The organism is Brevibacillus borstelensis (assembly GCF_036700025.1).
GTDB lineage: Bacteria > Bacillota > Bacilli > Brevibacillales > Brevibacillaceae > Brevibacillus > Brevibacillus borstelensis.
The window spans coordinates 4,070,932-4,083,499 of record NZ_CP144922.1; the positions used below are offsets into that span (position 1 = coordinate 4,070,932).

Sequence of the window (12,568 nt, forward strand, 5' to 3'; positions counted from 1 at the left end):
CTCCAAGATGTATAGTGAGGACAAGGGCGGGATTGCAAGCCCTTGTCCTCACTATCGTACTATTTTTTCGAAATTTCGGCCCACTTGAAGTCAAGCGTTCCAACAGGGTGACGGATAATGCCTTTTACATTCGGCTGATCCATGAACACTTTGGTACCAAAGTAGATCGGCACAAGCGGCATATCGTCCATGAACATCTTCTCGGCATCGTGCATCAGCTGGAAGCGTTCTTTTTCGTCAGCCGTATTGCGGATTTTTTCTACCAGCGCATCGTACTCTTTGTTGCTGTAGTTGATGCGGTTGCCAGGATGATCGGTCACGAACAGCTCCAGGTAGTTGAGCGGATCGCCGTAATCAGCCGGGATGGTGGAACGGGAGATTTGCAATTGACGGGCGCGCTGGTCGGCCAGGAACACTTTCCATTCCTTGTTCTCCAGCTTTACATCAACACCCAGGTTTTTCTTGTACATTTCTTGCAGTACTTGCGCGATCTGCTTGTGGGCGTCGCTTGTGTTGTACGTCAAAGTAACCGGCGGAAGAGTCGTGTAGCCTTCTTCTTCCATCCCTTTTTTCAACAGCGCTTTTGCCTGTTCTACATCGTTGTCCTTGATGAAATCGCCGCCGACTTCACGGAAATCGCGGCCGTCCGGTTCAGGGAAGCCGACCGGGATATGCGCCAGTGCCGGAAGCTGTTTTCCTTGTGCCACGTTGTCGATCAGAGCCTGACGGTCGATCGCCAGTGCAAATGCCTTGCGGATGTTTGCGTTTTGGAACGGCTCCATTTTGACGTTCATCCGGTAGTAGTAGATGGATGCTTCCGGTTCCACTTTCGCTTCGCCAGAATCGATCAGTTGCTTTTTCATATCGTTTGGCACGGTTTGGATCATGTCCAATTGGCCTGTTTTGTACATTTGGTATTGGGTGTTTTCGTCGTTTACCATGACCCAATCGATGCCCGCGTATTTCACGGAATCCTTATCCCAGTAGCCTTCGTTCTTTTCTACTTTGACGGATTGATCATGTACCCATTCGGTGATTTTGAACGGTCCGTTGCTCACGAGAGTAGATGCTTCCGCAGCAAAGTTCGGATTGCTTTCTACCACTTTTTTGTTAACCGGGAAGAAGGTTGGCTGAGTCAGGATGTGCAGGAAAAATCCCGCAGGAGACTTCAGCTTTACTTCCAGTGTCTTCTCATCGATTGCTTTGACTTTTACGCCGTCGGCTGTGCCTTCGCCCTTGTTGAACTCCTCGGCTCCCTCGATGTAGTAAGCCAGGAATGCGGACGGGAATGCGTTCTTCGGATCGACGATGCGCTTGAACGCGTATTCAAAGTCTTGCGCCGTTACCGGATCGCCATTGGACCATTTGCTGTCGCGAAGCGTAAAGGTGTATGTTTTTCCGTCTTCGCTCACTTCCCACTTCTCGGCCATCGCCGGCTGCGGCTTGTGATCCTTGTCCAGGCGGGCAAGGCCCTCCATCGTTGCGTTCAGCACTTCGTTGGAGGTGCTGTCAAACCCTTTCGGCGGATCGAGAGAAGGCGGCTCCGTCTTCAGGTTCAACCGAAGCTTGGCCGAAGCGTCTGCTTGTCCTCCCGTTTCCCCCGCTTGCTGCTTGCCTGGATCTGCCGGTGCTGCTGACTGGCTGCAGCCTGTCAGCACCAGCGAGAGCAGCAAAGCGGAAGTGCTCAGTACTTTCCATCCTTTGCGCAAATTCATCGCAGGATTTCCCCCTTTTTTATGCTTGTTGTATATATGCGTAAACGGCTGTCAGGAAGCAACGAGCCTTTACACGCCCAGTGGAGTGTTGCTTGCGTGCAGGGTAAAGGCAGTTTCAATACGGCCTACTGCCTTTCCGCTCATGTTCTTTACGATCGGGTTGGTGTACTCTGCGAGCTTCTCAAGCGGACCGTCCGTGCCGATGCCGAGCTGGCGAAGCACTTCATTGACCACCGCGTATATAGCGCGCGGTCCACCGTCCTCGATCTTCACAGCGATGCCGATGCCTGTTTGACGGTCGCCCAGGCAGTATACGGACTCTGCACCTGCCTTGCCAAACACTCGTCCGGCAAAGGCCGTCATCAAATCGGTACAGTAGCGGTTATTGCCGCCGACCATTTCCGGATGCGCAATCATCGCATCGGTGATCCGGGCAACCGCCTGACGGCGAGTCGGATTTTCGATCACGTCGGGCCTTGCCATTTTGGCGTACGCCCAGGCGTAGTGGGCCAGTGGCAGGCGGTGAACAGGAACGCCGCAACCATCCGTTCCCAGAACGATTTTGTCTTTTGGATAGGAAGTCAGATCGACAACTGCATCCAAAATGCGCTGCTGCACGGGGTGCTCAGGCAGATGGTACGTGGCTACTTCTTCTCCCATGTGTACAGCTGTAGCGATCATCCCTGCATGCTTGCCGGAACAGTTGCTGTAGATCGGGGTCAATGGCTTGCCCGCACGGATCAGTTCCTTATAGCTTTCCTCGTCGCGAGGCACATGGGTTCCACATTGGAGCATTTCTTCCGGCTGTCCGGCGCGTATCAGCATTTCCATCGCCCGCGAGCGGTGACGCGGCTCGCCGCTGTGTGAAGCGCAGCAGAGAGACAGATCGGCTGGTTCCAGTCCAAACTTGTCCGCTGTTCCCGTCTCAATGACCGGAATCGCCTGGATCGGCTTCATGCTGGAACGCGCGAAGGTTTGGCGATGAGGATCACCGTAGGAATAAAGCAAGTTTCCGTTTGCATCGACGACAGCTACATGACCGAGGTGTGTGCTTTCTACCGCATCCCCCCGGTATACGTTGGCTACCAGGTTCATGACTAATCTCCTTTGGTGTTGAAATATGGACTTGCTATGCAAACTGGTTATTGCAAGAGGCGTGCCAACTATTCAAACAAGACAAAGGACGTTGAATTTTCGCTTAATTCCTACGCTTCAGTCTGTTCTATCGATTGCGACCAATTAGTATTAGGTTACCCTATTTTTCTTAATAGGTGAACAATTTGTTTAAAATAGGTTAAAAAAATTCTAACAAAAATGAAAAGCACCCCTTTTCCCCCAGCACCGGGGAAAAAGGGGCACCCATTGGCCCAGTTATTCGGTTGCTCCTTCTTTGCGCAGGCATTCGGCCTTCTCCAAGCTGACGAATGTATCCTCCCACATGACCAGATACTGCTCTCCCTTTATGTCCAGGATGATTCCCCTCGCCCCGTCACCCGCGTACGTCACGACTTCGCCCACTTTAAACATCATCCATCGCCTGTTACCCCAATCTGAAGATGATGCCGTGTCCGCCTTTGGGGTATACCCATTTGATGTTTTCATGTGGACAACCGATCCGGCAGCTTCCGCATTCGTGACACCCTTCGTATCCCACATGCATTCGCACCTCTTCCCACTTGTACACTTCTGCCGGACAAAAAATCGTACACAGCTTGTCGGGACATTTTGTGGCACATACATCCGTATCCAATACGTGCAGGTGCGACTCCGTATCCGCCTTGAAGCGGACCAGGTACTGCTTTTCCTCGATCGATTGACCTTTGGGCAGTTCCTTCATCACTTCATCACCCTCCAAGCCTGCATCAGATCGCGGGCCATTTTCCACTTTTCTTTGGCGGAGCCAAGCTCCCTCCAGATTTTCTTTTGCTTCTCCCACTTGGAGCTGCCATCGACGGTGAACATCTGGCTGGCGGCCCTGTTCATGAGCGGAATGTACTTCTCGAAGTAATGCGGGTACTTTTCAAAGTGGTGCGTGGCATCCTTGTATTTTTTCATGTCCTGTCCAACGAAGCTGTCCATCAGCCTCTGCCGGTAAGAGTCGAGCATGGAAGCCGAAAAGTCTCCCGCAGCTTTAGCTTCGAGGATGGCCTCTGCCGCCAGCACCCCTGAAGTCATCGCCATATTGGAGCCTTCCCGGTGAATCGCGTTGACCAGTTGAGCCGCGTCCCCCACTACAATCACGCCATCGCCTACGACCTTCGGGATCGAGCGGTAGCCTCCCTCCGGAATCAGATGCGCCAGGTATTCCTGCTGCTCCGTTCCCTGAATGTACGGCCGGATGATCGGGTGCTTCTTGACGTAATCCAGTAGCTGATGCGGCTTGATCTTGTTCTTGATCAGGCCGGACAGCATCGCGCCGACGCCGATATTGAGGCTGTCCTTGTTGGTGTAGAGCCAGGCTGTTCCGAGAATTCCTTTGGTCGCGTCGCCGAAGATTTCAAACGTGCAGCCCTGGTCCTGCTCCAGGCTGAAGCGGTCTTCGATGATTTTCCGGTCGAGCTTGAGCACTTCCATGACCGCCAGCGCCACCTCGTCCGGGCGAAACTCCTTGTGAAAGCCGAGCGATTTGGCCAAAAGGGAGTTTACCCCGTCAGCCAGCACGACCACATCGGCAAACAGATCGCCGTCCGGGCGGTCTGTCCTCACCCCGATGACCTTCCCGTTTTCAACCAGACACTCAGTCACAACCGTTTCATTGACGAGCAGGGCTCCCTGCTGAACCGCCTTTTCTGCAAACCACTGGTCAAACTTCGCCCGAAGGACGGTGAAGTTGTTGTACGGCTCCTCTCCCCACTCCAGGCCCTTGTAGCTAAAGGTGACGGCGGATTTTTCATCGAGCAGCATGAACCGCTGCTCCACGATCGGCCGTTCGACTGGCGCTTCCTTGTAGAAGCCGGGGATAATATCCTCCATCATTTTGCGGTACAAGACGCCGCCCATCACGTTTTTGGAGCCCGGATACTCGCCCCGCTCGAGGAGCAGGACGTTGACACCCGCCTTTGCCAGCGTATACGCGCAGGACGTACCGGCCGGCCCCGCTCCCACGACAATGACATCAAATTTTTCCGCCATACTGTACCTCCTTGCCAGCCGTCACCTGGAGCGCGTCGATCAGCATCGGAACGATCTCGAATGCATCCCCGGCAATGCCGTAATGACAGGATTGGAAAATGGGCGCCTGCGGGTCTTTGTTGATGGCAATGATCAGGCCGGAGTTCTGCATGCCGACCAGATGCTGGATCGCTCCGGAAATGCCAATGGCAACATACAGCTTGGGCGTGACTGTCACCCCGGTTTGGCCTACCTGGTGGGCGTGATCGATCCATCCCGCCTCGACGGCATCCCGGCTCGCCCCTACAGTGCCTCCGATCGCCTCGGCCAGGCGATGGATGAGCTGAAAGCCTTCCTTGCTGCCGAGCCCCTTGCCCCCTGCGACGATAATGTCAGCCTCGTCCAGGCGGATTTTTGTCTGCGTTTCCCGGACGATCTTCAGCACCTTGGTCCGAATGTCTTCCTCCCGCAACGGGATGGATTCCTCGATGAGCTCTCCTTTGCGGCTGGTGTCGATCGGGAGCGCTTTCATGACCTTCGGCCGCACCGTGGCCATTTGCGGCCGGTGCTTTTTGCAGAGAATCGTGGCCATGATGTTGCCGCCGAATGCGGGCCGGCTCGCTTCCAAAAGCCCTGTCGCCTCATCCACATCGAGCATCGTCGTATCCGCAGTCAGCCCTGTCTCCAGATCGGTGGCAACCGCGCTGGCGAGGTCCTTGCCCGTCGAGGTCGCACCGTACAGGATCGTTTCCGGCTTGTGCTTTTCTACGCAAGCAATGACTGCACGCATGTACGATTCGGTCCGGTAATCCCGGAAAACGGGATCATCGTAGAGATAGACCGTATCGGCACCGTAGTGAAACGCGGTCGCGGCCAACTGCCGAACTCCCTCTCCAATCAGTATGCCGGCCAGGGGTACTCTCCGCTTGTCTGCCAGCTTTCGCCCCGCTCCCAAAAGCTCCAGGGAGACAGGCACGATTTTCCCGTCCTGGTGTTCGAGGAATACCCACACGCCTTTGTACTCGTCCAGATTCATGCCCGTGCCTCCTTCCCTGCAAAGAGCTCTTGTTTCTGCTGCAAAATTTCCATCAATCGCTCAACCTGCTGCTGTGCCGATCCCTCCAGCATTTCGCCGCCTTTTGGCTTTTCCGGAGGCCAGACCTTGGCCACAATCGTCGGGGAGCCTTTGAGACCCAGCAGTGTCCTGTCGACGTCCTCCAGATCGCTGACCGCCCAGATTACGGGCTGGTAGCGTGCGGCGCGAAGCATGTTGGGCAGCGGCGAATAGGGTACCTCGTTGATTTCCTTTTCCACCGAAAACAGGCAGGGCAAAGCGGACTGAATCACTTCATAGCCGTCCTCCAGCTTGCGGTGGACGAGGGCATAGCCTTGCTGCTTGTTTACCTCGACCACCTTTTTCACGCTGGTCAAAGGCGGGATGTCGAGCCGTCTGGCAATGCCCGGTCCTACCTGGCCCGTATCCCCGTCGATCGTCATCTTTCCGCAGATGATCAGGTCGATCGGCTTTTCCTTGGCGATTTTTTCGAGGGCTTTCGTCAGCGCATAGCTGGTGGCCAGCGTATCTGCCCCGGCAAAGGCCCGGTCGGTAATCATGTACCCCTCATCCGCACCGATCTCGATGCATTTCCGGATCGCTTTGACAGCGGGCGGAGGCCCCATGGTCAGGACGGAAACTGTTCCCCCGTACCTTTTTTTCAAGCGGACAGCTTCCTCCACGGCATGCGCATCGTACGGATTCAAAATGGCAGGCGCGCTGGAACGGTCCATCGTATTTGTCTTCGGGTTCATCTTGATGATCTTCGTGTCCGGCACCTGTTTGATACAGGCGACGATATGCAGCATGAAAAACTCCCCCCTTGCAGCCCGGCGGGGCATCGTTTCGATGGCAGCTCTTGCACAGGTTGTCTCTTTTTGACACGACGCTTCGGGCGGCATGTTCATCATTGATATAACGTATTGCTCAGCGCTGTCGAATAGACCAAGAACTGCCAGAAGCGGGGGATCGATCAATTTTTTTCAATCCATTGACAAGCTCGCTTCGCTCCTTATAATTGATTTATAAATCACATATCGTTCGGATGAACCATTCAGGAGAAGACAGATGTCTACCGAAGGGGCAAGGGAACCTTCCCGAAACTCTCAGGTCTAGGAAACTAGTAAAACTGCATGGGGACGAGCCTCTGGAGAGACTCCCTCTTTTTTCAAAAAGAGGATTGGGCACCGAAGGAGCAAATTCGCCGCGGCGAATAATCTCTCAGGTAAAAGGACAGAGTGGACGCTTGGACTTATACAAAAACGGTTAGTAATTTGTCGATAAAAAGCTTTGCTGTCAGTTCTCTCGAAGATATTCGTTCTTCGTATGACGAAGTTTTTTATGTGTTGCAGAAGGTTGAACATTTTACATGTTGCTAAACTTTTCTGCGCCCATCAACAAATGCGGTTTGCCGCCGGTTTTTTGTATTCTTATTTACGTAATTTTGTACGTCCTGCGACCGTCTCCAGAGAACATTTCATTTTCGGGTGAAATGTTTTTTCTTTTTCTCTTCAAAAACAGCAAGGGGGAAACCGAGATGGACATGCTTATGCAATGGTTGGAAATGGTGAATGGATTTGTGTGGGGACTGCCTACGCTGATACTGCTCGTCGGCACTGGGGTAATGCTGACGATCCGCCTTCGAGGGCTGCAGTTCAGAAAGCTGTGGTATGCGCTGCGCCTCGCTTTTGGGAAGCAGCAGGAGCAAACAGCGGCTGGGGACATCAACCACTTTCAGGCGCTGATGACCGCGCTTGCGGCAACGATCGGGATGGGAAATATCGCCGGGGTGGCCACGGCTGTCGCGGTCGGCGGACCGGGTGCTCTGTTCTGGATGTGGATCACAGCTCTGTTCGGGATGGCGACGAAATACGCCGAAGCGATTCTCGCTGTCAAGTACCGCATCCGGCAGGCTGACGGCACTTTTTCCGGCGGACCGATGTACTATTTGGAGAAAGGGTTGAAGCAAAAATGGCTCGCTGTTTTGTTCGCCTTGTTTGGAACAATGGCTTCCTTCGGGATCGGAAACATGGTCCAGTCCCATTCCGTCGCTGAAGCGGTACAGTTGAACTTCTCGATCCCTCCGGTCGCAACGGGGATTGTGCTGGCTGCCTTTACCGCCTTTGTCATCCTCGGCGGCGTAAAAAAGATCGGACAGGTCACCGGCGTCATGGTGCCGTTTATGGCCCTTTTCTATATCGTTGCCGGAATCATTGTCGTGCTCTTTCATGCGGGGCAAGTACCGCAGGCATTGGCAGACATTGTACACGGAGCGTTTAACGGCACTTCGGCTGCAGGCGGCTTTTTGGGAGCGACCGTAGCCATGGCGATCCAAAAAGGGGTTGCCCGGGGTGTCTTCTCCAACGAGGCCGGTCTGGGCAGCGCACCGATCGCAGCCGCGGCGGCAAAAACAGACGAACCGGCCAAGCAGGCGCTCGTTTCCATGACAGGAACGTTTATCGATACGATTCTCGTCTGTACGATCACAGGGCTTGCTTTGGTCACTACGGGAGCCTGGTCCACCGGTATGTCTGGCGTGGAAGCGACTACCTACGCCTTCCAAAGCGTCTTCGGTCAAGCCGGCAGCTACGTGCTGGCCGTTGCCATCATCCTGTTTGCCTACTCCACCATCCTCGGGTGGGCGTATTACGGCGAGAAATGCTTTGAATATTTGTTCGGCAAAGGCTCTGCCAAATACTACCGATTCGTCTGGGTAGTCATGGTCGCTGTCGGAGCAACGATGAAGCTCGATCTGGTCTGGACGCTCTCCGACATCATGAACGGCTTGATGGCAGTGCCCAACCTGATCGGCCTGATCGGACTCTCCGGTGTGGTCGTTGCCGAGACGAAGCGCTTTTTGAATGGGCCTCTGGAGTCGAAGCTGTCACAGTAAATATGCTCGCACCCCAAAATTTTCCCCCTCATAATGAGGGGGTTTTCCTATTTCTGCGGGATTCGTTTTGCGGGACGAGCGCACTTGCGGAGCGGATGCTCCCCCCTCCTCGTGACATTACCGGACTTGCGGAAAAAAGTGTGTATAATAGAAGGCATATCTTCTATGCACGGATCAAACCGGTTGGAGGGCATTGTCATGTTGGAAACATTCGGATTTTCCCATTACGAAAGCAAAGTATATGAGACGCTCGCGGCAAGCGAGTCTCCCATGGATGCCACAATGATCGTCAAGCATTCCGGCGTTCCCAAAGCGAAAATTTACGAAGTGCTGACCCGTCTGGTAGACAAGGGCCTGGTCCTCGATTCTGTGTCGGATAAAAAGAAATGGTATACCGCTCTGCCGCTAAACAGCCTGATCGACAAGCTGACCAGTCAATTTCAGCACGACGTGGAGCGGCTCAAAACCTCTTTGGCCAGCAAGCAGGTACGGGATGACCGGATTTGGAACCTCAAGGTCGACTCCTCCATACGCGCTGAAAGCAAGCACTTGATTCAGCGAGCCGTCAAGTCCATCCGCATCTCCGCCTGGAATGACGATTTTGCCGGATTTATCCCTCTCCTCGAGGAAAAGGAACGGGAAGGCGTAGAAGTGGAAGCGCTGGTGGTCGGAGAGATACAGACAAACCTCAAACGGGTCCACGTCTTAATCCCTTCGGACGAGCACGAGGGATTGGAACGCTTCCAGCTCATCGTAGCGGATCAGGAGGAGATCATGTTTGCCGGAGAAGAAAACGGCAACTGGCAAGCTATTCAGACGAGAGCACAGCCGTTTGTCAAATTCTTCGCCGACTTCTTTTTCCATGACGTAGCATTGGCCCGCATTACGCAAAAGCATTACGACCTGCTTTTTGGAGACGAAGAGATACGGCGCATGCTCATCCGGCTCCGTTACTAACATCATCCATGATTTTTTTCTTGAATGCGCAGACCAAAAAGGTTACCATCATGGTGGTAACCTTTTTCAGGTGCAGAAAGGAGCTCTTCTGTGTGAATCCTCGCGTTTTTATTCTTGCTATTGCAACCTTTGTGGTCGGGACGGTGGAGCTGATCATCGGCGGGACGATGAATCTGATCACCGCAGACCTGAATATTCCGCTTAGCGCCGCCGGGCAGTTGATTACAGTGTTTTCCCTGTCGTTTGCCGTTTCAGCGCCAATCCTAATGCACGTCACACGAAAAATTGCCCGCAAGCGCCTTTATTTGCTGGCCCTGTTCGGCTTTTTTCTGAGCAATGTGCTAGCCGCGCTCAGTCCGGTGTACTCGGTCCTGCTCATCGCCCGGATTCTTTCCGCCTCCTGCGGGGCCCTGCTGACCGTCTTGTCCATTTCAATCGCCACGCAAATCGTCGAGCCTGCCTACCGGGGCCGGGCATTGGGCATCATCTTCATGGGGATCAGCGGCTCTTTGGTGCTCGGTGTCCCGATGGGAATGACACTCGGCAACGCATTTGGCTGGCGTGCTCCGTTTTGGCTCATCGCCGGACTTAGCCTTGTGGCGATGCTCTGCCTCAGCATTATGCTGCCCAATGTTCAAACGCCTCCGGCGATACCGCTGCGGCAACAGCTCGCTTCATTGAAAAGCGAGAAGATCGTCAGCGCCCAGTTGATTACGATGCTGATGCTGACCGGCCATTTGACGCTGTATGCGTACTTTACTCCCTTTTTGCAGGAAACGATGCAGTTGGAAGGAGCCTGGCTCAGTTTTGTCTATCTGCTGTTCGGCGTCGCTGCAGTCATGGGCGGGGGCGTAGGCGGATGGATTTCCGATAAATGGGGGCCGCCCAAATCAATCCTCGTCATCGTTTCGGCCTTCGGGCTGGTGATGGCATCCCTGCCCTTTACCACCGGATCGCTCTACGTATTTTTGATCGTGATGGTGGTGTGGAGCGCACTGAGCTGGGCCATTTCACCCGCCCAGCAGAACTACTTGATCCAGACCTCTCCCCGGACAGCCGACATTCTGCTTGGGTTGAACACCTCTGTCCTGCACGTCGGGATCGCGCTTGGATCGGCTGTCGGAGGCATCGTGATCGAGAAAGCCTCGGTTCAGTACAACGCGTGGGTCGGCGCCTGCTTCGTCCTGGTTTCGCTGGGGTGTGCGGTCTTTTCCATTACCCGTCCCGGTTCCGAAAAGACGACTGCAGACGCTGCTTCAACTATCGACGCCTGAATCGCCAATCAACAAATCAGATCGTCCACAGCCGGCCCGTCCGGCTGCCCAGAAAAAGGCTTTGCGAGCGATGGCCCCGCTCCCGAAGCCTTTTTCTCGTTTCCAGCCGAATCTGGACGGTTCGGCTGGCCCCCTATTGGCATCTTTTCTGCCGAGAAAGCTTCCTGCGCCGGACAGACCGACCTCTTATTCCAGACCATTACAAAAAACGTAACTTTCCATCCTGTCATTCGTATCGATTTATGGCAGATTAAAAAATTGCCAAATATGGTGAATACCATTAAAAAGGGAGCAAGTTTGCCATGCAGCAAAAAAGGACTATAGCCGTCTTTTGACGGTCAATAAGCTTTTGCTACCGTCGAACAATGGATGCCAGGGAAGGAAGCGGATTGCCTTGATCCAGGCCTGATCCGGCAAGCGGGGGAATGGCTGGGAGCCATGCATCGCCTCTCCGCAGAAGACGCCATTCCGTTTACTTCTTTCAGCCCGTGGAGCATGTTCGGCCCAACTGACGATCTCGCTCAAGACGTCTGCACCCTCCAAAAAGCCGTGCAAGCCAGTGAAGCGAATCAAAGCTTGTGGCAGGAGATTTACGCGTTATACGAGAAAAAACGGGCGTTTCTGGAGATATTGTGGCCAGATTTCCCCGCAGAAGCGGTACAAGGGGATTTTTCTCTGAATAACCTGCTCGTGGATGATGACGGCAGCCTGTGCAGCATCATTGACTTTCACCTTGCAGCAAACGATGTCTTTCTCTGTCACTTCGCCGGTGAAGCAGTGTTCTTGGCCTACGAAGCGGACCGGAAGGATGATGACTCCGAAGAGACGGGAGATCTGTACTTTGGCGCATTTGCCGCAGGATATTTCAAAAACCGGCAGCTCCATGATCTGGAACGGGACTGCTTGCAGGATGTGCTCAGGATAAAAAGAGCGTTTGCCTGTCATCAAGTGGACGATGTGCTGGACAAGTTCAACGCCGGAGAAATCAGCCAGGTTGACATGGCACTGGAAAAGATCCGATTTTGTTTAACGAAAACATTTCCTGTCTGATTGCTCATTTGTGAAGGGAGACGAATGGAAAATGACTATCCGTATCGAACAAGCATCACATGATCATTTTACCGACATCATCAAGCTGTGGAATGAAAATTGCAAAGAAGTAGCAGAAAGCGAACTGTCTGCCGAAGAACAGGAGAGTATCCATGACCAGCTCGTGCAATACACCCAATCCCGTTTCGGCGTGGTGTATGTAGCGCTCGACAGCGCTTCCAGACTGATCGGCTATGCTCTTGCCTCTCTGAAAAAAGATTTGATCGAAGACATCTTCCTCGGCCAAATCGACGAAGTATACGTTGTGCCGGAATATCGCAGACAGCACACGGCAAAAGCGCTTGTGGCAGAAATGAATGACTGGTTTCAGCGCCAGGAGGTCTCAGCCGTTTCCGTACTTGTCGATGTGGAGAACACTTCAGCGCAAAAATTCTGGGAGAAGATCGGCTACGGCAAGGAGTTTTTCGTTATGTCCAGCGATGAGTGATTGGGACGAAAGAAGCTGCCCTTAAAA

The 12,568-nt window shown here is 53.7% G+C and carries 12 protein-coding genes and 1 riboswitch; of the genes, 5 read left to right on the forward strand and 7 right to left on the reverse strand.

Features of this window, described 5'->3' with window-relative positions; genetic code table 11:
* Positions 1–59 precede the first annotated feature (59 nt).
* The 7 genes from V5G20_RS19615 to V5G20_RS19645 all read right to left on the reverse strand — a co-directional run bounded on the left by V5G20_RS19615 (position 60) and on the right by V5G20_RS19645 (position 6,689).
* Positions 60–1,715: a peptide ABC transporter substrate-binding protein gene (locus tag V5G20_RS19615; protein WP_003387689.1), complete on the reverse strand. Its 1,656-nt coding sequence runs from the start codon at positions 1,713–1,715 to the stop codon at positions 60–62.
* Between the two features lie 69 nt (positions 1,716–1,784).
* Positions 1,785–2,810: an asparaginase gene (locus V5G20_RS19620; RefSeq protein WP_003387690.1), complete on the reverse strand. Its 1,026-nt coding sequence runs from the start codon at positions 2,808–2,810 to the stop codon at positions 1,785–1,787.
* A 276-nt stretch (positions 2,811–3,086) separates the two neighbouring features.
* A complete protein-coding gene (locus tag V5G20_RS19625; protein WP_155807993.1) occupies positions 3,087–3,245 on the reverse strand; it encodes a hypothetical protein in 159 nt (52 codons plus the stop codon).
* Positions 3,246–3,255: 10 nt separating this feature from the next.
* Positions 3,256–3,552, reverse strand: coding sequence for a ferredoxin family protein (locus V5G20_RS19630; protein ID WP_003387692.1), 297 nt, complete (start codon positions 3,550–3,552; stop codon positions 3,256–3,258).
* Positions 3,552–4,847 carry an FAD-dependent oxidoreductase gene (locus tag V5G20_RS19635; RefSeq protein WP_171506964.1) on the reverse strand — a complete coding sequence of 432 codons (1,296 nt, stop codon included), beginning with the start codon at positions 4,845–4,847 and terminating at the stop codon, positions 3,552–3,554. Before V5G20_RS19635 ends, V5G20_RS19630 begins: the two co-directional genes overlap by 1 nt.
* Positions 4,831–5,862 carry an electron transfer flavoprotein subunit alpha/FixB family protein gene (locus V5G20_RS19640; protein ID WP_338461863.1) on the reverse strand — a complete coding sequence of 344 codons (1,032 nt, stop codon included), beginning with the start codon at positions 5,860–5,862 and terminating at the stop codon, positions 4,831–4,833. Before V5G20_RS19640 ends, V5G20_RS19635 begins: the two co-directional genes overlap by 17 nt.
* Positions 5,859–6,689: an electron transfer flavoprotein subunit beta/FixA family protein gene (locus V5G20_RS19645; RefSeq protein WP_172920953.1), complete on the reverse strand. Its 831-nt coding sequence runs from the start codon at positions 6,687–6,689 to the stop codon at positions 5,859–5,861. The genes V5G20_RS19640 and V5G20_RS19645 overlap by 4 nt, the downstream gene beginning before the upstream one ends.
* Positions 6,690–7,017: 328 nt before the next feature.
* A riboswitch (glycine riboswitch) is annotated at positions 7,018–7,127 on the forward strand.
* Positions 7,128–7,417: 290 nt separating this feature from the next.
* On the opposite strand from V5G20_RS19645, the gene V5G20_RS19650 reads away from it, so the two are divergent.
* The 5 genes from V5G20_RS19650 (at position 7,418) to V5G20_RS19670 (ending at position 12,541) form a co-directional block, all read left to right on the forward strand.
* Positions 7,418–8,773 carry an alanine/glycine:cation symporter family protein gene (locus V5G20_RS19650; RefSeq protein ID WP_024984461.1) on the forward strand — a complete coding sequence of 452 codons (1,356 nt, stop codon included), beginning with the start codon at positions 7,418–7,420 and terminating at the stop codon, positions 8,771–8,773.
* Positions 8,774–8,971: 198 nt separating this feature from the next.
* Positions 8,972–9,730 (forward strand): TrmB family transcriptional regulator, encoded by a 759-nt coding sequence (locus V5G20_RS19655; RefSeq protein ID WP_243014936.1) that lies wholly within the window; start codon positions 8,972–8,974, stop codon positions 9,728–9,730.
* Positions 9,731–9,822: 92 nt separating this feature from the next.
* On the forward strand, positions 9,823–11,004 hold the full coding sequence (locus V5G20_RS19660) for an MFS transporter (protein WP_024983876.1): 1,182 nt from the start codon (positions 9,823–9,825) through the stop codon (positions 11,002–11,004).
* Positions 11,005–11,373: 369 nt separating this feature from the next.
* Positions 11,374–12,054 (forward strand): phosphotransferase, encoded by a 681-nt coding sequence (locus tag V5G20_RS19665; RefSeq protein WP_338461866.1) that lies wholly within the window; start codon positions 11,374–11,376, stop codon positions 12,052–12,054.
* A 31-nt stretch (positions 12,055–12,085) separates the two neighbouring features.
* Positions 12,086–12,541 (forward strand): GNAT family N-acetyltransferase, encoded by a 456-nt coding sequence (locus V5G20_RS19670; RefSeq protein WP_003387704.1) that lies wholly within the window; start codon positions 12,086–12,088, stop codon positions 12,539–12,541.
* The last annotated feature ends 27 nt before the right edge of the window (positions 12,542–12,568 follow it).